At 65.1% G+C, this 19,969-nt stretch carries 19 protein-coding genes; 11 read left to right on the top strand and 8 right to left on the bottom strand.

The annotated features are described in order from the left end of the window. Positions 1–35: 35 nt before the first annotated feature. The 3 genes from coaD to JHC81_RS00920 are packed head-to-tail and all read left to right on the top strand — an operon-like array spanning position 36 to position 2,350. On the top strand, positions 36–524 hold the full coding sequence (gene coaD / locus JHC81_RS00930) for a pantetheine-phosphate adenylyltransferase (RefSeq protein ID WP_292169545.1): 489 nt from the start codon (positions 36–38) through the stop codon (positions 522–524). Beyond that, positions 521–1,423, top strand: coding sequence for a peptidylprolyl isomerase (locus JHC81_RS00925; protein ID WP_292169544.1), 903 nt, complete (start codon positions 521–523; stop codon positions 1,421–1,423). The genes coaD and JHC81_RS00925 overlap by 4 nt, the downstream gene beginning before the upstream one ends. Before the next feature lie 24 nt (positions 1,424–1,447). Beyond that, a complete protein-coding gene (locus tag JHC81_RS00920; RefSeq protein ID WP_292169542.1) occupies positions 1,448–2,350 on the top strand; it encodes a peptidylprolyl isomerase in 903 nt (300 codons plus the stop codon). Here the strand turns inward: JHC81_RS00920 and JHC81_RS00915 are convergent. Beyond that, the gene (locus tag JHC81_RS00915) at positions 2,326–3,474 is read right to left on the bottom strand and encodes a Ppx/GppA phosphatase family protein (protein WP_292169540.1); all 1,149 of its coding nucleotides are present in this window, start codon (positions 3,472–3,474) and stop codon (positions 2,326–2,328) included. The genes JHC81_RS00920 and JHC81_RS00915 overlap by 25 nt on opposite strands. A gap of 146 nt (positions 3,475–3,620) precedes the next feature. On the opposite strand from JHC81_RS00915, the gene hspQ reads away from it, so the two are divergent. Then, a complete protein-coding gene (gene hspQ, locus JHC81_RS00910) occupies positions 3,621–3,920 on the top strand; it encodes a heat shock protein HspQ (protein ID WP_292169538.1) in 300 nt (99 codons plus the stop codon). 79 nt (positions 3,921–3,999) lie between these two features. Then, entirely contained in the window at positions 4,000–4,875 is an 876-nt protein-coding gene (gene phhA, locus JHC81_RS00905; RefSeq protein WP_292169536.1) for a phenylalanine 4-monooxygenase, read from the top strand. A gap of 55 nt (positions 4,876–4,930) precedes the next feature. Here phhA and JHC81_RS00900 read toward each other — a convergent pair whose 3' ends face one another. Continuing rightward, on the bottom strand, positions 4,931–8,107 hold the full coding sequence (locus JHC81_RS00900) for an autotransporter outer membrane beta-barrel domain-containing protein (protein WP_292169534.1): 3,177 nt from the start codon (positions 8,105–8,107) through the stop codon (positions 4,931–4,933). A 255-nt stretch (positions 8,108–8,362) separates the two neighbouring features. Between JHC81_RS00900 and JHC81_RS00895 the strand changes: the two genes are divergently transcribed. Together JHC81_RS00895 and JHC81_RS00890 are read left to right on the top strand one after the other, a co-directional pair. Continuing rightward, a complete protein-coding gene (locus JHC81_RS00895) occupies positions 8,363–9,697 on the top strand; it encodes a glycosyltransferase (RefSeq protein ID WP_292169532.1) in 1,335 nt (444 codons plus the stop codon). After that, positions 9,694–10,236, top strand: a complete 543-nt coding sequence (locus JHC81_RS00890; protein WP_292169531.1) for a phosphoglycerate mutase family protein — start codon at positions 9,694–9,696, stop codon at positions 10,234–10,236. Before JHC81_RS00895 ends, JHC81_RS00890 begins: the two co-directional genes overlap by 4 nt. Here JHC81_RS00890 and JHC81_RS00885 read toward each other — a convergent pair. From JHC81_RS00885 to JHC81_RS00875, 3 genes are read right to left on the bottom strand one after another with little or no spacing between them, the layout of a single operon-like run. After that, entirely contained in the window at positions 10,233–11,030 is a 798-nt protein-coding gene (locus JHC81_RS00885) for a hypothetical protein (protein ID WP_292169530.1), read from the bottom strand. The two genes, JHC81_RS00890 and JHC81_RS00885, sit on opposite strands and share 4 nt — an antisense overlap. 33 nt (positions 11,031–11,063) lie before the next feature. Next, positions 11,064–13,169: a DNA topoisomerase IV subunit B gene (gene parE / locus JHC81_RS00880; protein ID WP_292169528.1), complete on the bottom strand. Its 2,106-nt coding sequence runs from the start codon at positions 13,167–13,169 to the stop codon at positions 11,064–11,066. After that, positions 13,135–14,460 carry an O-antigen ligase gene (locus JHC81_RS00875; protein ID WP_292169527.1) on the bottom strand — a complete coding sequence of 442 codons (1,326 nt, stop codon included), beginning with the start codon at positions 14,458–14,460 and terminating at the stop codon, positions 13,135–13,137. Before JHC81_RS00875 ends, parE begins: the two co-directional genes overlap by 35 nt. A gap of 100 nt (positions 14,461–14,560) precedes the next feature. Between JHC81_RS00875 and JHC81_RS00870 the strand changes: the two genes are divergently transcribed. After that, positions 14,561–15,328, top strand: a complete 768-nt coding sequence (locus JHC81_RS00870; RefSeq protein ID WP_292169525.1) for a hypothetical protein — start codon at positions 14,561–14,563, stop codon at positions 15,326–15,328. On the opposite strand, the gene JHC81_RS00865 is transcribed toward JHC81_RS00870, so the two are convergent. Then, positions 15,329–17,677 carry a UvrD-helicase domain-containing protein gene (locus JHC81_RS00865; RefSeq protein ID WP_292169523.1) on the bottom strand — a complete coding sequence of 783 codons (2,349 nt, stop codon included), beginning with the start codon at positions 17,675–17,677 and terminating at the stop codon, positions 15,329–15,331. Positions 17,678–17,794: 117 nt separating this feature from the next. Between JHC81_RS00865 and JHC81_RS00860 the strand changes: the two genes are divergently transcribed. Together JHC81_RS00860 and JHC81_RS00855 are read left to right on the top strand one after the other, a co-directional pair. Next, positions 17,795–17,986, top strand: coding sequence for a hypothetical protein (locus tag JHC81_RS00860; RefSeq protein WP_292169521.1), 192 nt, complete (start codon positions 17,795–17,797; stop codon positions 17,984–17,986). 3 nt (positions 17,987–17,989) lie between these two features. Next, entirely contained in the window at positions 17,990–18,310 is a 321-nt protein-coding gene (locus JHC81_RS00855; protein WP_292169520.1) for a hypothetical protein, read from the top strand. Positions 18,311–18,334: 24 nt separating this feature from the next. Here the strand turns inward: JHC81_RS00855 and JHC81_RS00850 are convergent, their stop codons facing one another. Both JHC81_RS00850 and JHC81_RS00845 read right to left on the bottom strand, forming a co-directional pair. Then, positions 18,335–18,559 (bottom strand): ribbon-helix-helix domain-containing protein, encoded by a 225-nt coding sequence (locus JHC81_RS00850; protein WP_292169519.1) that lies wholly within the window; start codon positions 18,557–18,559, stop codon positions 18,335–18,337. A 10-nt stretch (positions 18,560–18,569) separates the two neighbouring features. Then, positions 18,570–19,055 (bottom strand): YbaY family lipoprotein, encoded by a 486-nt coding sequence (locus tag JHC81_RS00845; RefSeq protein ID WP_292169517.1) that lies wholly within the window; start codon positions 19,053–19,055, stop codon positions 18,570–18,572. Between the two features lie 65 nt (positions 19,056–19,120). Here JHC81_RS00845 and JHC81_RS00840 point away from each other — a divergent pair, with 65 nt between their 5' ends. Continuing rightward, a complete protein-coding gene (locus JHC81_RS00840) occupies positions 19,121–19,876 on the top strand; it encodes a Coq4 family protein (RefSeq protein WP_292169516.1) in 756 nt (251 codons plus the stop codon). The last annotated feature ends 93 nt before the right edge of the window (positions 19,877–19,969 follow it).

Below are 19,969 nucleotides of genomic sequence, written 5' to 3'. Positions count from 1 at the left end.
CACCTGCTAAACCTCGGGAAAGGCAGGGGGACACCATGCAGATCGGCTTGTATCCGGGCACATTCGATCCCGTCACCAACGGCCATATGGACATCATCGGCCGGGCCGTGAAGCTGGTCGATCGTCTGGTGATCGGCGTCGCCCAGAACGACGACAAGGGCCCCTTGTTCTCTACGGCCGAGCGGGTGGAAATGGTCCGGCGCGAAGTCGCCCGGTTCGGCGACAAGATCGAGGTCAGGCCCTTTTCCAGCCTGCTGATGCATTTCGCCGAGGAACTGGACGCCAATATTATCGTACGGGGGCTGCGCGCCGTGGCCGATTTCGAATACGAGTTTCAGATGACGGCGATGAACCAGCGCCTCAATGCCGACATCGAGACCGTCTTTCTGATGGCCGATCCCCGGCACCAGGCCATCGCCTCGCGCCTGGTCAAGGAAATCGCCCGACTCGATGGTGCGATCGACAGTTTCGTGAGCCCCACGGTCGCCGAGGCGGTGCGGGCCAAGGTGAAGACTAGCGTATGAAAACCTCGATGCAGTTCAATCTTCTGATGGCGTCCGCTCTGTGCTGCGCTACCCTGTTCGGCGGTCCGGTAGGAGCGCAGAGCGCGGCGGCTCCTGCGCCGACAGTTGCCGCGACACCTATCCCCGCCGATGCGACCTGGACTGTAGCGCCAGAGAACCTGCTAGTCGTCGACACCAACAAGGGCCGCATCCTCGTGGGGCTGGACCCGCGGCTGGCCCCTCAATCGGTCGAGCGTATCCGGACCCTGGCTGATCGTGGCTTCTATGACGGTCTGACGTGGCATCGGGTCATGGCCGGCTTCATGGCCCAGACCGGCGATCCGCTGGGCAATGGCGCAGGTAGCAGCGACCTGCCGGACGTGCCGGGCGAGTTCCAGTTTCGGCGCGGGCGTGACGCCGGCTTCGTGACCGTGCCGGAAAGCGGGGCGGGGACGCGCGGCATCATGGGGTTTGTGCCCCTGCAAACCCAGCCTGACGCCCAGATGATGTTCAATGCCGACGGGCGGACTGATGCCATTGGCCTGTTCTGCACAGGCATCGCCGGCATGGCACGCAACACCGACCCGAACAGCGCCAACAGCCAGTTTTTCCTGACCCTTGCCGAAAGCGCCAATCTGAATGGGACCTACACACCATTCGGTCGTGTGCTGGTCGGTCAGGAGGTCGTGGCGGCGCTGAAGGTCGGGCCGGAGGCCGCCAATGGTCGCGTGACCGATCCCGACGTCATGACCCGCGTGCGAACGGCAGCCGCCATGCCCGAGGCCGAGCGCCCTTCGGTGCAGGTCATGGATGTCGCCCATCCGGCCTATGCCGCGCTGGTCACCGAACGTCGGACGGCGCGGGGCACGCGGTTTACGATCTGCGACGCCCTGCCACCGGCTCAACTGGTCGGCGGCTGAGGCTTGCAGGGGGCGGGGGAAAGCATGCGTTATCTTTCAGGACTTATCGTTGTCACAGCGCTGGCCATCGCCAGTTCCGCTGTGTCCCAGGATGTCGGGGGTCCTCCGCCACCCCCTCCGGCACCGACGCCGGAGACGACTGTGCCCGCCCCGGAGTGGCGCGCGATCCCGGCCGAGAACCTGCTGGTCATCGACACGACCAAGGGTCGGGTGATGGTCGAACTGATGCCTCAGGTCGCGCCCCTGCATGTTGAGCGGATACGACTGCTGTCGCGCAATGGCTTTTACGACAATCTGGCCTGGCACCGGGTCATCGACTGGTTCATGGCCCAGACCGGTGATCCTCTGGGCAACGGTGAGGGTCAGAGCCCCTATCCCGACCTGAAGGGCGAGTTCACCTTCCGCCGCGACCCGAGCCAGCCCTTTGTGCCGGTGGCCGCGCCTTCAGGGGCTCAGGTGGGTTTTCTCCAGTCGCTGCCGATCCAGACCCAGCCCGACGCCGCCTTTGCCCTGACTGGCGACGGCAAGGTGCACGGATGGGGCCTGTACTGTCCGGGCGTGGCGGGCATGGCGCGCGACGAGGGCAATGACACGGCCAACAGCCAGTTCTTCCTGATGCGCCAGTCCTATCCCGCGCTGGACAAACGCTATTCCGTCTGGGGCATGACGGTGGCGGGGCTGGACGTCGTCCGCACCCTCAAGGTCGGCGAGGGCGATAACGGCATGGTGGGTACAGAACCCGACCGCATGACCCGCGTCCGTGTCGCCTCCGACCTGCCGGAAGCCGAGCGGCCGTCGGTTCAAGTGCTGGATACCGCGTCACCGCGCTTTCAGGCCCTGGTCGCAGAGACTCGAGCCGCGCGCGGCGCGGACTTTTCGGTCTGTGACATCAGCTTGCCGGTTCAGGTCGCGGGTCCGGCCGCCTGATCGGTGCTGCGGCGGCGACGCCGGCGCCGGCGCGCCGGGCGGTGATCCTCACGCATGCGCTGTAATAGCAGACCTTCGCGCAGGCCCCGGTCGGCGACGCGGACGCGCTCCGAGGGCCAGGCCCGCTGGATCGCCTCCATGATCGCGGCCCCGGCCAGGACCAGATCGGCTCGGTCAGGCCCGATGCAGGCCTCGGACGCTCGTCCGCCCGGACCCAGGTTCTTGAGCGTCTGCGCCGCCCGCTCGCAATCGCTGCGCGTCATCCAGAGCCCATCGACCAGATTGCGCTGATAGCGTCTGAGGCCGAGATGAATGCCCGCCAGGCTGGTGATCGCGCCCGACGTTCCCACCATATGGGCCCGACCGGCGACAAAGAGGTCCCGCAACGCCAGATCGACCGGAGCGGAGGCGATCGCGCGGCCCATGTCAGCCACCATGGCTTCGTACCACGCGTCCAGAGTCTGAGATGTCCCCCCGACGGGTTCCGGATGTCGCTCGGCCAGGGTGACGACCCCCACCGGTGCCGACATCCAGCCCAAAAGCTCGAAGCCCGATCCGGTCTTCTTTAGCCAGCTCAACTCTGTCGAACCCCCGCCGACATCGACGACCAGCACGGCCTGTGCGGTCGTGTCGAACAGGTTCAGGCATCCCTGCACCGCCAGGCGGGCTTCCTCGATCGGATCGATGATGCGGAGCTTCAACCCCGTGCCGATCCGCACGCGCTCGAGGAAGGCCGCACCATTCTCGGCCTGGCGGCAGGCCTGAGTGGCGATCGCCATAAGGCGCGAGGGGTCGATGTCCTTCCTGGCCACGCGTTCGGCGCAAAGGCTCAAGGCCTCATAGGCGCGGTCCATGGCGGTGTCGGCCAGCCGACCGGTGCGCCCCAGCCCTTCGCCCAGCCGCACGATCCGGCTGAAGCTGTCGACGACGCGAAAGCCTTCCCGCGTCGGCCGCGCGATCAGCAGCCGACAGTTGTTGGTCCCAAGGTCCAGCGCCGCGTAAAGGGGCGCCTCACGGCCCGATGCCCTCGCGCCGTGACGCTCGCCGCTGCCGGCGCGCGCTCCGCTGGGGCGACCGGGCTGGGACCGCTGACCGCGCACGGGCGCGTTGTCGGTCTCCGGCATGGCCGAATCTTTCAAGGTGGGTGGTCCATCGCGGCACCCGTCCCGATCACTCTAGGCCCGCCGATTGCTCCGCGCCAAGCGATCCTGTCATGAAAATGAACAGGACAGCCGGTCGGCGCTCACACGCCCCATGGCAAAGCTGTCTTATGGAATGCCTGACCATAGCCAGATTTCGTCTCGGCGATGTCGTTCAGCGACGCGATGCCAGCTTTCGCGGCGTAGTGATCGACATCGATCCATCTTTCGACGACCGCTCGTCAGAAGCGATGCAGCCCTTCTATCACATTCTGGCTGTCGGCCCCGATGGGGGCTTCACGGCCTACACACGGGAAGATGAGCTGGTCGCCGATCCCAATCAGGCCGTTCTGCACCCTGACGATGCACGCAGGCTTTTTACCGTGCATGCCGAAGGGCGCTTCACGCCGGTCGATCACGCCCTTCACTGACGGGCATTGGCGTGGATTGGCTTGAAGCCTAGATTGCCTCCATAGAGCCCTCAAGGGCCACGGTGCGAGGAGCGCGTTGATGTCCGATTTTGCCCATGTGTTCGAAACGCCACCTGACGGCGCGGCTGCGGACTGGACCATCCCCCAAGACTGGTCGTCCTATACGTCGGTCGAGCACCAGACCTGGGACACGCTTTATGCCCGCCAGATGAAGATCCTGCCGGGTCGAGCGGCCGATGTCTTCATGAAGGGGCTGGAGGCGCTCGATCTGAACACCGGCGGCATTCCGGATTTTTCCGTGATGAATCCCAAGCTTCAGGCGCTTACCGGCTGGACTGTCGTCTGCGTGCCCGGCCTGGTACCCGACGACGTGTTCTTCGATCACCTGGCCAACCGCCGGTTCCCGTCGGGTCAGTTCATCCGCAAGCCGGACCAACTGGATTATCTCCAGGAGCCGGACATCTTTCACGACGTCTTCGGCCATGTGCCCATGCTGACTGACCCGGATTTCGCCGACTATATGGAAGCCTATGGCAAGGGTGGGCAGCGGGCGGCGTCGCTGGGCATGCTACCCAATCTGGCGCGCCTGTACTGGTATACGGTCGAGTTCGGACTGATGCGGGAAGAGGACGGCCTGCGAATCTATGGGGCCGGGATCGTGTCCTCGGCCACGGAGAGCGTGTTCGCGGTCGAGGACCCGTCGCCCAATCGCATCGCGTTCGATCTGGAGCGCGTGATGAAGACGCTCTACCGCATCGACGACTTTCAGCAGGTCTATTTCGTCATCGACAGTATCGATGCCTTGAAAGCGGTGACGCTTCAGGACTTCGGTCCGATCTACGATCGCCTGCAGGGTGCCGAGACGATCGCCATCGACGCCGTTATGCCAACCGATGAGGTCATCACGCGTGGCACCCAGGCCTATGCGACCAAGGGCGGACGTTTCGCAGCCTGAGTGATCGCTCCGGATAAAAGGCCCGCCGGCGGAAGCGGGCGGGCCTTTGTCAGTCCTAGAAGCGGAAGCTGGCCCGGAGGAACAGCATGTATCGGACATAGTCCTCGATCAGTTCGGCGTCGGCGCTGATGGACAGCATGCCCAGCTCGTTGCCGACGTTCAGGCGGAAGCCCAGCAGCGGCCCGCCGCCTTCGACGGTCGCGGGATCCAGCCGGAAGTCCGGCCCACCGGACGTGAAGCGGCCGACGGTGTCGCCCGGATCGACCGAAATATTCTGACGCCAGCCCAGACGAACCTCCGGCCTCAGCCAGCTGTTTTCGCCCATGCCCATGCCGATGTTGATGGCCGCGGTCGCCGAAAACAGGTGTCCCTCGCGATCGTCGATATCCAGATCGAAGCCGTCGCCGCCCCCGGTCTCGGTATAGCCGTCCTCGCTGAGCGAGAAATATTCGGCATAGATTTCAGGACGGACGCTGAAACGGCCGAAGTTGCGTTCGTAGGAGGCCCCACCGGCCGCAGCCAGGGTGACACCGTTCCAGTCCGCCTCATTGCGCAGGTTCAGCCCACCGCCGACAAGACGGCGCTCGGATTCGAACGAGGCATAGCCTGCAGCGGCCCTGGCCCAGGTCGTCCAGTACTGCCCTTGGGCCCGCCAGTAGAGGCCAAGTTCCAGCAGATTGGCCGACAGGACTTCCTCGGCTTCGGACTCCGGGTCCTCCAGATCGGACGAGGTGAAGGCGACCGACAGGCCGACAGCCCCCAGGCCGGTGCCACGCTCCACGCCACCGGCGACGCCGAAGCCCTCCGAGCGGAAGCCGTAGGTATCGGTGCGATCCTTGTCGGCGTAGAAGTTGATCTCCTGCACCCAGGCGCTGGTTTCGCCCGGCGCGGCCGAGGCGTTACGACCGGTCAGGGCGCGAGTGACGGCGTCGACGCCCGAAGCCAGCGACAGCAAGGGGCCGCCCGAGCTTTCCGGCAGTAGTTGTTCGTACAGGTTGAAGAAGTTGTCGCGTCCGACCTGGGCCAGGAAGGCGTTGCGGATGTCTTCGTCGCGACCCAGGGCGCTGTAGAAGGCATCGTACAGGCCGGCTTCCGAGCCGATCATGCCCGCCTCGGTCGTCGTGCGTTGACGGACATCGGCAAAGACGATGCCGTTCGGCTGGTCCGTGCCCGCTTCGACGACATACAGGTAGGGCGAGTTTTCGCCGATGGTCGAGAGATCGACTGTGCCCAGCGTCAGCGTACCCGCATCGATCAGGTTGAAGCGTGTGGGGGCCGCCAGGAGCGAGTTGAAGCGAACGCCCAGTTCCGCGCCCGTGGCCAGGTTGGCGTTGCCTGCGACATTCAACGTCCCTGCCGTGCCTGCTGACGGATCCAGACTCACAAGCAGCCTGCCGTCCTCGCCGACGTTAAGCGTCGTCAGATCGAAACCGGTCGTATTTCGCGCGTCCAGGGTGCCGTCGGTGATATTGATGCTCAATGCTCCATCGGCGTCAGCGATGGTGGCGCGAACCTCGCCACCGCCAGAGATGCCGAGCGTGTCGGCGCCGGCTCCGAACGACAGCCGGCCGATGACAAATCCGTTCTCGATGCTGACCGTGTCGCTGCCCGAACCCAGCAGAACATCGCCGAGGATCGCCGGCTCGTTGTCGTCCGGCACGCCGTCGCCATCCGTGTCGGGATTGACTTCGGTGGGCGTCGCGGCGACGCCGCGCTGGATCAACGTCACACCGGACGTATTGGCGCTTACGTCAATAGCGGTGCTGGTCCCGGTGATGGGATCGCCCGCATCATTGGGGCTGATGTTGGCCTGGATAGAGCGCTGGTTGATGATCGACGTGAGTGTGCCGCTCGCGTCGTTAATGGCGATGACGTCTGCTACGCCGCCCCCCGTGCTGGCCAGGATCGACCCGTTGTTCGTCAGGCTTTGAACATTGGCACCCTGATCAATCTGGATGGCTACGGCCGTCGCCGCAATGTCGCTGGAGATACCCGCTGCGATCGCTCCGGAGTTGAGGATGGCTGGTGCGATCGTGCCTGTCCCGAAGCGAACGGCCGTTGCGTCAGCCTTGGTCGCGAGGGCCGATATCGTTCCTTGGTTACGCATGCCGCCGATCAGATTGACGGTCTGTCCGGCGTTACCGCCGAACACCACCGCATTGGCGTCGATCTGATCATAGACGCCTTGACCGCTTAAAGTGCCGCGGTTGATGAAGCCGTAGGCGTCGTCACCGGTGCCTATGGCGCCAAGGGTGATGGACTCGGTGGCGGATCCCACCTGGATGGCTGCCGACGACCCGTAACTGTCGATCTGCGCGGTGCCCTCGTTGGCATCGAGGATGCCGTCGCCATCAACGTCAGGATTGGTTGTACTGGCCGTAGGCGGACCATCGACCACCACGCCCCCCGCGACATTGCCGGCCACAATCACGGTTGGGCCACCCTGAAGCTTATCTTCGGCCTCCAGCTTCGCCATGAACTCGTCTGTTCCGCGTGCCGTGTAGCGATAACCTGTGGCGCTGAGGCTGCCCTGGAGCGTCAGTCGGCCACTGATGTCCGCTCCGATCGACACTGCCGACGAACCCTGGCCGCGTGCCTGGACCTGACCGAGCAGAGCGACATTGCCGGTGACGTCACCCGTGGTTCTGAAAGCGATCGAGTTGTCGCCGAACACACGGATGCTGCCCTGGCTCTGCACATTACCGATCAGTCCCGACTCGATGGACACGGCGTAGGACTCGTTGCCCTCGACAAGGATGCTGCCGGTGCTGGGGGCGATGGTGATGTTTCCGGTGACGGGGGTCCCGCCGGCGAGGCGTACGCCGTATCGACCCGATCCTGTCGCCCATGGTCCGTCGATGTCACCGTCATTGTCGGAGTCAGGATAGGTCTCGATCGAGTCCGTGACCGAGATTGTGTTGTCGAGTTGCAGGGTCGTGGTCACGCCTGGATTCACCAGGACTGCGGTCGCACCATTGGCGGCATTGGCCATGCTGATCGTGCCGTTGCCATTCATGGTGAAGGTGTTGTTCGAATCAACGGTTACAGCTGTCCCCGAAGTCAGGGAAATCACGCCCCCTTGGCCGATCCGTACGTTGTCCGGTCCCGTACCGGTCGCATTGCCAGTCGTAATCGGCGTGGTGCGGCTCGTGGTGATCACGACCTCGGCCAACGCGCCGCTTGCGGCCATCAGGGGAGCGATCGCAACGGCGGTCGCAAGTAGAATACGCATTCGAAGAAAACCCCGTGGACGAGACACGCCGAGACGCCGACGATCCTCTATCAGGGACCACGCCAGCATGCCTCAAGTTTCTCGAATTTGAGGCGAATGCAAGGCCGAAGGCGGACGGAATGGCCGTGTGGCAAGCGTGGCTGGTGGGTCAGGCTGCGTTTCATGCCCGGGCTGTGACCTTGAAACCTCCGTCAGCGGATGACGCTTGAGATTGCCATCCAGCGGCGCTACGGCCCGGATATGGTGAAGTCTCACATGTCCCGGGTTCGCAAGGCCCGCCGCATCCAGAAGCGCGTGCGCCGCACGGGCACCGTCAGCCCGCAGGAAGCCGAGCTGATGAGCCTGGCCGGGCTGGAGGTGGAAGAGGGCGAACTGCGTCTGATCCCCGGCTGGGACGAGGAGGTTTCGAACACCCTGGCGGCCCTGAAAGCGGCGGCCGAGGACGAGAGACCACGTCTGGTCGATACGACCATGCTTTATGCTCCGAAGTCCGGCGGCGTGAAGCGGTATCTGCAGTCCAAGAAGGCCTGGCTGGAGAGGCATCGGCCGGGCGTGGCCCATTCGCTGGTCGTGCCGGGCGCGCATCACAGGGCGGGCGAGGATGGCGTGGTGCAGCTTCACGCGACCAAGCTTCCGTTCGGAGACGGCTATCGCTGGCCCACGTCGGTACGGCGTTGGGGGGCCTGGGTGGCCGCGCTGCATCCCACGGTGATCGAGGCGGGCGACCCCTATACGCCGGGGCAGGGGGCGCTGGAGGCTGGTCAGAGGGCGGGTTGCCCTGTCATCGGCTTCTGCCACTCCGACCCCGCCGGCCTGGCCGCACTGCATTTCGGCGAATGGGCCAAGAAGCCGGTGGAGAAACGCTGGGCCCGGCTGTTCGGCCAATTTGACAAGGTGGTGTCGCCCAGCCGCTACATCGCGCGTCGGCTGGAAGAGGCAGGCGTCGGCAATATCGTGATCCGGCCTCTGGGGGTCGAGATCGATACCTTCCGTCCGGACCGGCGCGACCGCGACTGGTTGCTGAAGAAGTTGGGTCTGCCCGCCTCGGCGCGGTTGCTGTGTTTCGCCGGTCGTCCGGCGCGAGAGAAGAATATCGACGTGCTGATCCAGGCGGTGCAGCGTCTGGGCGAGCCCTATCATCTGGTGCTGGTTGGCGCGGGCGCGGGGATGCCGGCCGAGGAGCGGGTGATCTCGCTTCCCTACGAGGCCAATCCCAAGGCTGTAGCCAGGATCATCGCCAGTTGCGACGCGTTTGTGCATGCCAATGACAAGGAGCCCTTCGGCCTGATCGTGCTCGAAGCCATGGCCTGCGGGCGGCCCGTCGTGGGCGTCAATTCCGGTGGCGTCGCCGAAACGGTGGACCACGAGGTCGGCCAGCTGGCCGCCAGCGCCGATCCGATCGAATATGCTGCCGCCGTCGAGGCCCTGTTCGCGCGAGATATCGAGGCCATAGGCGTGGCTGCGCGGGCCCGCATGGTCGAACGCTTCGCCTGGACCCGCGTGTTTGAGGATCTTAGCGACGTCTATGCGGAAGTCAGTGGCGCGAATGCCTTCCGGGGCAGTTCGGTTCGTGAGACGGTGAAGGCATGACCCGCATTATCCCACCGGTTGCCGTCGCCTTGTCGCTGATCTTGGGCACACCTGCCTTGGCCCAGACAGTCATTCTGGTTCGACATGCCGAAAAAGCGGATCAGAGCACCGATCCGGTCCTTTCAGAGGCGGGGGAGGCGAGAGCGCGGGCTCTGGCGGAACGGCTCTCAGATCAGCGGCCAAGAATGATCATCCGGACGCCTCTACGACGTACCGGTATGACGGCTGCAGGTCTCACTGAGCAAACCGAAGATGGGCGAAGGCCCACGGTTGCGGTCGTACCGATCCAGGGCCGAAGCCTTCGACAGCACGTCGATGAAGTTGTTCGGCTTATTCGTGAACAATCGCCAGACACAACTGTGCTGGTCGTCGGACACAGCAACACTGTACCGCTAATTGCTCGTGCGCTAGGCCAGGCGACGCCGAACATGTCGGAATGCGAGTATGATCGTCTGCTGACCCTGCGTCTTCAGGGCGACAGCGTGTCTGGCGTCACCACGCGTTATGGCGCGCCCTCGGACTGCTCCGCCGCTGACTAGCGGCGAACGTCGCGGATGCGGGCACCGTTGACCTCGAACAGTTTGTCGTCGGCGATGACGTAGATCGGCAGACGTTGCTGCAGCGACAGGAAGACGTGCGTTTCCACAGGGCCGTCCGACACGATCTGGCTGACGTTCAGCGCTGCGATCTGCCCGCCCTGGGGCACGGTGCGCGACATGGGCAGGCAGGAGTTGCTCAGCATGTCACGTTGTTGCACCGTGGTGCCGTCGGCGCTGATCAGAAAGCGATAGTGGCCCCCCATCGGCACGATGTTGGCATCGGTTGTCGAGGTCAGCAGCCAGACCAGCCAGCCGTCGCTGTCGGGATCATCGGCAACGACCGCGTTCATATTGGCCGAGCACCGCAGGCGTCCGATATTGGATGCTGCCGTCATTCGGGCCCGGAAGCGCGCCTGCTCCTGATCGGACAGTACGCCGCCGGTCGCATCGACAACGTCACCGGCCCGGCCATTGCGTACGACGACGTCCCAACCCGCGGTGACGACGTTGCCTTCGGCTTTCAGAAACCGGACCTTCTGGTCGCGGCCATCCGGAATCACAATCCAGCCGGCGAGGCCTTGAGGCGGCGTGCCGCGAAACTTTTCCATGAGGGCGTCGGTAGCGACCCAGGCGGCGACATCCTGTCGGTGGATCTCCTGCCCCATGGCGACGATCTTGTCGCGAGACCATTCGGTGATCGGGACAGGGTCGGGCGCCCGCTGCTTCTGCGCGAGAGAGGGGCCGGCGGTCGAGATGGCGAGCACAAAGGTCGTGACCAGACCGGCGAAACGCATGGTTAAACTCCTACTGTCGCCCGCAGCCTAGTGTCACACGTCCAGATCGGCCACCGCGAACCGGGCGTTTTCCTGGATGAACTGGTAGCGGGCGTCAGCCTTTTTGCCCATCAGCCGCTCGACCAGATCCTCTATCTCGTCTTCCGATGCGGGCAGGGTTACGCGGGCCAGGGTGCGCTTCTTCGGATCCATGGTGGTTTCCTTGAGCTGGGAAGCCATCATCTCGCCCAGGCCCTTGAACCGTCCGATCTCGGTCTTCTTGCCCTTGAAGACAGTGGCGAGAAGTTCGTCGCGGTGGGCGTCGTCGCGGGCGTATTCCGACAGGGGGCCTGCCTGAATGCGGTACAGTGGCGGCAGGGCCATATAGACCCGGCCCTGGCGGATCGCCTCGGGCATGGAGCGATAGAAGAAGGTGATTAGCAGGGCCGCGATGTGTGCGCCGTCCACGTCGGCGTCCGTCATGATCACGATCCGCTCATAGCGCAGGTCGTCGATGTTGAAGCGGTTGCCGGGCTGCACGCCCAGCGCCAGAGCCAGGTCCGAAAGCTCGATATTGGCCCGCAGCTTGTCCGCCGTGGCCGAGGCGACGTTCAGGATCTTGCCGCGCAGCGGCAGAATGGCCTGGGTGGTCCGGTCCCGCGCCTGTTTGGCCGAGCCGCCGGCCGAATCGCCTTCGACGATGAACAGTTCAGTGCCGTTGGCGGATTGCCGCGAGCAGTCCGACAGCTTGCCGGGCAGGCGCAGCTTGCGGGTGGCCTGAGCGCGCTGGACCTCCTTGTCCTTGCGGCGACGCAGACGGTCCTCGGCCCGGTCGATGACGAAACCCAGCAGCACATTGGCCTGCTTCGGGCTTTCGGTCAGCCAATGGTCCAGGGGGTCGCGCAGCAATTGCTCGACCAGCCGCTGACCCTCGGGCGAGGATAGCCGGTCCTTGGTCTGGCCCTGGAACTCGGGATTACGGATGAAGACACTGATCAGCGCCCCGGCATTGGCGATCACGTCCTCGGCCGTGATCTGGACCGCGCGCTTTTCATTGGTCAGTTCGCCGTAGGCCTTCAGCCCCTTGACCAGGGCCGCGCGGAAACCCGCCTCATGCGTGCCGCCGTCGGGCGTCGAGACCGTGTTGCAATAGGACTGGACGAAGCCGTCGGCCTCTCCGAACCCGATGGGGGACCAGGTCACGGCCCATTCGATGGCCCCGGTCTCGCCCTTGCGCTCGACCCGGCCGGCAAAGGCAGGCGTGACGGTTTCCAGCTCGCCGATCCGTTCGGCCAGGGCGTCGGCCAGGCCGCCGGGGAAGTGAAGGGTGGCCTCGGTGGGCGTGGCGTCGGTGATCCGTTCCGGCGCGCAGGTCCATTTGATCTCGACGCCTCGGAACAGATAAGCCTTGGACCGGGTCATGCGGAACAGGCGCGCAGGCTTGAAGGCCGCGCCGACGCCGAAGATTTCTTCGTCCGGGTGGAAACGGATCAGGGTGCCGCGCTTCTTGGACGGCCCGATCTGCTGGATCGGCCCTTGTGGCAGGCCGCGGCTGAACGACTGCTTCCACTCGAAGCCGTCGCGCCAGACGGTGACGTCCAGCCGGTCGCTCAGGGCATTGACGACCGAAACGCCGACGCCGTGCAGGCCGCCGGAGGTCTCATAGGCCTTGCCCGAGAATTTGCCGCCCGAGTGCAGCACGGTCATCACGACTTCCAGCGCCGACTTGCCGGGGTGTTTCGGGTGCGGGTCGACCGGGATGCCGCGCCCGTCGTCGCGAACGGACAGCACACCGTCGGCGTCCAGATCGACGGTTATGAGCTTGGCATGGCGGGCCACGGCCTCGTCCATGGCATTGTCCAGGACTTCGGCGAACAGGTGGTGCAGGGCGCGTTCGTCGGTGCCGCCGATATACATACCGGGGCGTTTGCGGACCGGCTCCAGCCCCTCGAGCACTTCGATAGAGCTGGCGGAATAGCTGCCGGGCACGGGCGGGGCCGAGGGTTCCGGCCTGGGTGCAGCGGCAGGCACCGGTTCCGGACGCGGCGCGGCGGCCTGGGGCGACAGGGCGGGTTCTGGCTGCGGGGCAGGGGGCGTCGCCGGGCCTTTCGGCTCGGGGATGTCGTCAAACAGGGAAGGAAGGTTGCTGGACTGGCCCATCTGCATACTGTGCGGCGATTCGGGGACGGGTCTGGTAGGCCCGGCGACGCTTTACGGCAAGCGGCACGGTCGCAGCTGTGGACGACGGCAGCATCGCGCGCGTCATCACCGCCATGAACAGCACCCAGGGCAGGTTCTGGTGGGTCAGCAGGATGCTCTCGGACAGGCTCAGCACGACAAAGGCCGCCATGAAGCCCAGGCCCCACCAGCCCTCGCGCATGCCCGAAGCCCCCGAGCGGAAGATCAGGATTACGGTCGTCAGGGCCAGGCTGAAACCGACAAGGATGGCACCGGGCCAGCCGAGCTGGACCAGCAGGTCGATCCAGCCGTTGTGCGCCGAGGGCACCAGCCAGCCGGTCTCCTGACGCACCCAGTCGGCCGGGGGCGATTCGCCGATGCGGCCCCAGAAGGCCCCATAGCCATAACCCGTCATCGGCCGCTCGGCGACGCGGCGCATCAGACTGGCCCAGATGTCGGTACGGCCGGTCAGCGACGGGTCCTTGCCCAGTGCCTCCAGCACCTCGACGGAGTGGGTGTCCCAGATCCACAGGCCCAGGCCGCTCAGGACGACGGCCATCCAGGCGGCAAAGACGGCGAACGCAGGTCCACCCCTGCGCATCGCCCAGAAGCCTCCGACCAGACCGACCCCGACGACCAGGCAAAGCAGCGACGTCTTGGACTGGGTCGCCAGCACCAGGGCGGACGACAGGATCAGGGCGGCGAGCGGCAGCAGCTTGCGCGGATCGGGCGAGGCCAGACAGGCGGCCGAGGCTGTGGCCCCGATGACCATGACCGCCCCCATCTGGTTCTTCTCGTACCAGAGGCCGCGCCACAGGCCGGCGTTCTCCAACTGGTGCACGCCGATGGCGGGGAAGGCGAAGATCATCACCAGACTGCCCGCCGCCATGACCAGGGTCGTATACATCAGCAGGCGCGGCAGATGCGGCCCCCGGAACGCGGCCCCCAGATACAGGGCGAACACCCCGCTGATGGCCAGGGCGATCACCCGACGGTCGGTCGTGTGATAGTCGATCGACCAGTATTTGGAGGCGAAGCAGAGTGCCACAATGGCCCCGACCAGGATCGCCGCCGGCCAGGCCCGCCACACCCGATCTAGTCGCGCCACCGCCAGCACGGCAATAGCCGCATACGCCGGTAGCCAGACCAGACGGAGGACCGGCGTCTCTTCCTGCAGGGGTGCAAACACGGGACCGATAAGGGCCCCGGTCAGCATGGCGATGATCAGCCCACACGTCAGATACTCCCACCAGGCGGGGGCGGGTTCGATCAAACTGTGATCTGGACGGGACAAGCGCACCGATGCAGGGTCGTTGAACGGCCTTAACGAACGGTTGGTGAGGGTCCGACCGCCGATTTCAGAGAGACAACTAATGCTTTCTGCCTTGTTCGGCGCTCGCAGTTTTCTGGATCCGGACATTGAGGCGTGGCATCTCGACGTGTGGGCAATGCTGATTGAACGCTATGGCGACACAGTCGCGATCGCTGATACGCCGCTTGTGCTCCCGACCAGGCAATATTTCCCGCCTACAGAAGCTATCGGTCATGCGAAGGCCGAACATATCTTTGAGTGTGTGAAGGGTATCATGGGGCTTTCAGACTGGCCCTGCAGTCTCGAGCCTCAAGGACGCCGAAGGTCGGGTCAGCAAGTTTCCGAATTCGTTCACCTTGGTGGCGATGAGACACCAAACGGTACATTTCGAATCGAAGCGGGCGGCGATGTCGTTATCTCTTATGCACCAGAGCTCTTGGACGACCCCACCGGGCTGGTAGCGACCTTTGCCCACGAACTGGCGCACTATCTGCTGGCCTCGGAAGCTGATCTTGTTGAAGACGAAACCCACGAGCTCATGACCGACCTGACGGTGGCCTTCGTGGGCTTTGGCCTTTTCGGTGCCAACTCCTGCTTCAGCTTTGAGCAACATGGCGACGCATTCGGCCAGGGCTGGCGCAGCCGATCTTCGGGCTATCTCTCACCGCGAAGCTGGGCCTTTGCGTTGGCTGTTTTTGGGGAGCTGCGCGGCGACGAAGGTGAGGTAGCGCATTATCTGAAGCCGGAAATCGAGGGATTGCGGCGGCAAGCGGTCAAATACCTCAGGAAAAACCCGAGCCTGTTGCAGGGACTTCGCGCGTCCGCCTGATCAGGCTTTCTCCACAAACGTATCGATCACCTTCTTCTCCCCCGCCTTCTCAAACGCCACGACCAGTTTGTTGCCTTCGATGGCGCGGACGGAGCCGTAGCCGAATTTCTGGTGAAAGACGCGCTGGCCGCGGGTCCAGCCGGAGGCGGCCTTGGGGTCTGCGGTGGCGACCAGTCGGCCTTCGCCCTCGATGACCGTGTGGCGGGCCGGGCGCGCGGTCGGAGTGTGGGCGGCGGTGAAGGACTGGGCGCGTTTCCAGCCGGGGGAGGAATAGCCGCTGCCGAAACTGGGCATTTCGTCCCAGCGGGACTTGGCGTCCTTCATGCCGGGCGTGGTGCCATAGTAGCCGGTGTCGCTCTCGGCCTCGACGTGGTCGATGGGCAGTTCGTCGACGAAGCGGCTGGGCAGTTGCGAGGTCCAGCGGCCATAGACCAGCCGGTTGGCGGCGAAGGATATGCGGGCGTCGGACTTGGCGCGGGTGACGCCGACGTAGGCGAGGCGGCGTTCCTCCTCCAGACCCTTTTCGCCCTTTTCGTCGATGCTGCGCTGGCTGGGGAAGACGCCTTCTTCCCAGCCCGGCAGGAAGACCAGCGGGAACTCCAGCCCCTTGGCCCCGTGCAGGGTCATGATCTGGACCGCGCCCGACCCGTCGGCATCCGCGTCGCCGCGATCCAGGTCCATGACCAGCGACACATGCTCCAGATAGGCCTGCAGCGTCTCGAACTGCTGCATCGACTGGGTCAGCTCTTTCAGGTTGTCGAGCCGCGTCTGGCCGGTCGCGCGGTCGGCCTTCTGCATGTCGGTATAGCCGCTCTCCTCCAGCAGGGTCTCGGTCAGTTCCCAGTGCGGCAGGGTCTGGGCAAAACCGCGCCAGCGATCGATGTCGCGCACGAAGTTGGACAGGGCGGTGCGGGTCCGCGCCTGAAGCTCGTCCGATCCGATCAGGTCGCGCACGGCCGACATGGCCGAGACGCCGGACAGGCGGGCGATCTGCAGGATCTTCTGCACGCTGGTGTCGCCGATGCCGCGCTTGGGCACATTGATGATCCGCTCGAAGGCCAGGTCGTCGTCTTCGCTGACGATCAGCCGCAGATAGGCATGGGCGTCGCGGATCTCGGCTCGTTCGAAGAAGCGCGGTCCGCCGATCACCTGATAGGGCACAGCCAACAGGACGAACCGCTCCTCGAAGGCCCGCATCTGGAAGGAGGCCCGGACCAGCACGGCCATGTCCTTGTAGGCGATGCCCGCACGACGCGCCGTCTCGATCTCGTCGGCGATCAGCCGGGCCTCGGCCTCGCCGTCCCAGACGCCGCGCACGCGCACCTTGTCGCCGCCCTCTTCCTCGGTCCACAGGGTCTTGCCCAGACGATCGCGGTTGCCCGCGATCAGGCCCGAGGCCGCGCCCAGAATATGCTTTGTCGAGCGATAGTTACGCTCCAGTCTTACGACCTTGGCTCCGGGAAAGTCGCGCTCGAACCGCAGGATGTTGTCCACCTCGGCCCCGCGCCAGCCATAGATGGACTGGTCGTCGTCGCCGACGCAGCAGACGTTGCCGGTGGAGGAGGTCAGCAGCCGCAGCCAGAGGTATTGGGCGACATTGGTATCCTGATATTCGTCGACCAGGATGTAGCGGAACCGACGGCGATATTCCTCAGCGATATCAGCATGTTTGGACAGGATCGTCAGGTTGTGAAGCAACAGGTCGCCGAAGTCGCAGGCGTTCAGACTGACCAGCCGGGCCTGATAGGCGGCATATAGCGACTGGCCCTTGCCGTTGGCGAAGTCTTCGGACGGCGGCAGCTTCTCAGGCGTCCAGCCGCGGTTCTTCCAGTGGTCGATCAGGCCGGACAGGGATTTGGGCGTCCAGCGCTTGGTGTCGAGGTTCTGGGCCTCCAGCACCTGTTTGCAGACCCGCTCCTGATCGTCGGTGTCCAGGATGGTGAAGCTGGATTTCAGCCCGACCAGCTCCGCATGCCGTCTCAGTATCTGGGCGGCGACGCTGTGAAAGGTGCCCAGCCAGCGCAGGCCCTCGGACGACGGGCCGATCAGATGGGTGATCCGCTCGCGCATCTCGCGCGCGGCCTTGTTGGTGAAGGTGACGACCAGCAGTTCCCACGGTCGCGCCCGGCCGGTCGCAAGGATGTGCGCCAGCCGCGTCGTCAGCACCCGCGTCTTGCCCGTGCCGGCCCCTGCCAGAACCAGAACTGGCCCATCGACGGTCAGCACGGCATCGCGCTGTTCGGGGTTCAGACCCTGCAGATAGTCGACAGCAGGGGCTTCTACGCCGCCCGGTCCGCGCGAACGGGCCAGGTCGGAGATACGCGGTGCGGGAAGATCAGGCAGACTCATCAGGAGAACATAAGGGGCACGGGGCCATATGTCAGCGCCGGTGTGTCATCCGCATCCGGAACCGCCAAGCGTGGCCGTCGTTTCGGCTGCATCTGCAATAGGGAAGGGACACTACACATGGCCGAGAACACGAGTGGCAGCGGCGGCAACGCCGGTCTGGCCTTCATCGTCGGGGGGCTCCTGGTCGTCGTGGCGATCGTCGCCTGGGTCGTCTTCGGACGCGGCGGCGGCATGGGCGGCGAGACCAAGGACGTCAATGTCGACGTCAACCTGCCGGAAGTTTCGGCACCCGCAACACCGGGGAACTGAGCCATGACTGATCCCAATCGCCCGATCGATCCGCAGGAACGACCCGAAGTCGTCCATCACACGACCATCAATGCGGCCCCGACACCCGAGCGTCGCAGCGGTGGCGGCGGGGCGCTTGCCTTCATCGTGGGCGGACTGGTCGTGGCCGCCCTGGTCATCGGCTTCATCGTCTTCTCGAACGGTGGATTCGGCGGAGAGACCAAGGACACCAATGTCGACGTCGATGTGAACCTGCCGGAACTGCCGGCGGCTCCGGAGATGCCGGAGTTGCCGAATATCGAACCGCCGTCGGTGCCCCAGCCGAACCCGGCACCGTCCAACTAAGCGACGACGGCCGGTCGTTTTGCGTCAGTGGAACGACCGGTCACCGCTGGCCCAGGCAAGGGCTAGCAGCCTACAGGCCGAGGCCAGGGGGGTCCGCCCCCGGGTCTCGTCGATGCGCTTCATCAGACCCGCATGCGAGAGATCGAGCGCCTTTGCGACGTCGTCTAATACCCTCCAGAAGGCTGGTTCCAAGGCGACGGAGGTGGCGTGCCCGGACAGGGTCACCGACCGCTTGGCCAGACGGCTCACGACCCGAAACTCATCGAACCCCGACCAGGACGATATCCGCCCGAGCCCCTGCGCCCTGCGTCAAAACGGCGTGGCGCGTGTCGGTCGTGAACCATAGGGCTCCCGCCGGATCGCGGATTTCGGCGCGCACCGCATAGGTGTGGCGCGGGTCGATGTCGGCCTCTCGTACTGACAGGTTCACGGCATAGGGCGGGCTGCGACCGTCGAGGTCTTCTGCAGCCTCGGAGAGCACCCGTGCGGGCGCGTCGGCCAGGCTGACGTCCTCGAGCCGAACCGTCAGGCGATGACCCGGCGGCAGCAGGATGCGTTCGCGATAGGTGACCGACACGGCGACCGGGATCATGCCGATCCCGGCGTCGGCACCCGCCTCGGGCAGGGTCGCACAGGCGGCCATGACGGCGGCCAGAGGCAGGGCGGTCAGGATGCGGCGCATGTCGGTCTCCTTGCGGCTGTCATGAATGTAGCAGATCGTGCCGACGGGCCCCACCGTCATCATATGATCAGCGTTCACCCCTTGGGGTTTTCGCGCTAGAGTACCTGTGCTTCGTCACAGGACCGCCCATGACCGCGACCGCCGACTTCGACACCTACACGCGCCTTCAGCCTCAGCGGATCGAGCCGCTGACGGCCTTACGTGCCTTCCGCAAACTGGTGGCCGACAAGGAGGACACCGCCCAGGTGTTCGAGATCATGCGCGCCCTGTCGGGCCGGTCTCTGGCGCGCGGCTACAATCACATGCTCAAGACGCAGGAGGGTGGGCGCCAAGCCTATCTGGCCGAGGAACTGGCGCACAAGCTGGACGATCCGGTCTGGCTGGCCCGGTTCGAGCCCGGCACGGTCGGAGCCAGCTACCGCGCCTTCCGCGAAGTGCGCGGCTTCACCGCCGAGGGCCTGGCCGACGAGGCCCGCAAGATCGGGCCGCAGATCGATGCCCAGCATCCGGTCGTCTGGTATTCACGGCGCATTCGAGACGTGCACGACATCTGGCACGTGCTGACGGGCTACGAGACCGACGCTCTGGGCGAAGCCTGCGTGGTCGCCTTCTCCTATGCCCAGACCCGAAACCTGGGCTTTGCCTTCATCGGATGGGGCGCGGCGCGGGAAATTCAGCGCGAGGTGCGGGCCGTGCCGGCCCGCCGCGCGGTCTGGCAGGCCTATCGCAACGGCAAGGCCGCGCACTGGCTGCCGGGCCTGGATTACGAGGCGCTGTTCGCCCAACCGCTGGAGGTCGCCCGCCTGCGACTGAATATCCGGCCTGCCAGCGTCTATCACGCGGTGTCGCCCGAGGTGCGGGCCAGCCTTAAGCTACGGGCCTGATCGCGGCTTTCGGCGGTCATAAGTTTGGCTTGTGGCGCAAGGTGTCGAACCCGCTTGCGTCCTGACCGGCAACCGTTCAATCGGGCCGGGTGC

The sequence above is a fragment of the Brevundimonas sp. genome (assembly GCF_016463295.1).
Taxonomy (GTDB): Bacteria; Pseudomonadota; Alphaproteobacteria; order Caulobacterales; family Caulobacteraceae; genus Brevundimonas.
This window is presented reverse-complemented; position numbering and strand designations above follow the sequence as displayed.

What these genes read in the sequence shown, in the direction of transcription:
- hspQ (WP_292169538.1), top strand. Translation starts at nt 3,621, where the DNA reads ATGGAATGCCTGACCATAGCCAGATTTCGTCTCGGCGATGTCGTTCAG.
- JHC81_RS00860 (WP_292169521.1), top strand. Translation starts at nt 17,795, where the DNA reads ATGGCCGAGAACACGAGTGGCAGCGGCGGCAACGCCGGTCTGGCCTTC.
- JHC81_RS00840 (WP_292169516.1), top strand. Translation starts at nt 19,121, where the DNA reads ATGACCGCGACCGCCGACTTCGACACCTACACGCGCCTTCAGCCTCAG.
- phhA (WP_292169536.1), top strand. Translation starts at nt 4,000, where the DNA reads ATGTCCGATTTTGCCCATGTGTTCGAAACGCCACCTGACGGCGCGGCT.
- JHC81_RS00855 (WP_292169520.1), top strand. Translation starts at nt 17,990, where the DNA reads ATGACTGATCCCAATCGCCCGATCGATCCGCAGGAACGACCCGAAGTC.
- JHC81_RS00900 (WP_292169534.1), bottom strand. Translation starts at nt 8,107, where the DNA reads ATGCGTATTCTACTTGCGACCGCCGTTGCGATCGCTCCCCTGATGGCC.
- JHC81_RS00865 (WP_292169523.1), bottom strand. Translation starts at nt 17,677, where the DNA reads ATGAGTCTGCCTGATCTTCCCGCACCGCGTATCTCCGACCTGGCCCGT.
- JHC81_RS00890 (WP_292169531.1), top strand. Translation starts at nt 9,694, where the DNA reads ATGACCCGCATTATCCCACCGGTTGCCGTCGCCTTGTCGCTGATCTTG.
- JHC81_RS00870 (WP_292169525.1), top strand. Translation starts at nt 14,561, where the DNA reads ATGCTTTCTGCCTTGTTCGGCGCTCGCAGTTTTCTGGATCCGGACATT.
- JHC81_RS00915 (WP_292169540.1), bottom strand. Translation starts at nt 3,474, where the DNA reads ATGCCGGAGACCGACAACGCGCCCGTGCGCGGTCAGCGGTCCCAGCCC.
- JHC81_RS00895 (WP_292169532.1), top strand. Translation starts at nt 8,363, where the DNA reads ATGTCCCGGGTTCGCAAGGCCCGCCGCATCCAGAAGCGCGTGCGCCGC.
- coaD (WP_292169545.1), top strand. Translation starts at nt 36, where the DNA reads ATGCAGATCGGCTTGTATCCGGGCACATTCGATCCCGTCACCAACGGC.
- parE (WP_292169528.1), bottom strand. Translation starts at nt 13,169, where the DNA reads ATGGGCCAGTCCAGCAACCTTCCTTCCCTGTTTGACGACATCCCCGAG.
- JHC81_RS00885 (WP_292169530.1), bottom strand. Translation starts at nt 11,030, where the DNA reads ATGCGTTTCGCCGGTCTGGTCACGACCTTTGTGCTCGCCATCTCGACC.
- JHC81_RS00920 (WP_292169542.1), top strand. Translation starts at nt 1,448, where the DNA reads ATGCGTTATCTTTCAGGACTTATCGTTGTCACAGCGCTGGCCATCGCC.
- JHC81_RS00925 (WP_292169544.1), top strand. Translation starts at nt 521, where the DNA reads ATGAAAACCTCGATGCAGTTCAATCTTCTGATGGCGTCCGCTCTGTGC.
- JHC81_RS00845 (WP_292169517.1), bottom strand. Translation starts at nt 19,055, where the DNA reads ATGATGACGGTGGGGCCCGTCGGCACGATCTGCTACATTCATGACAGC.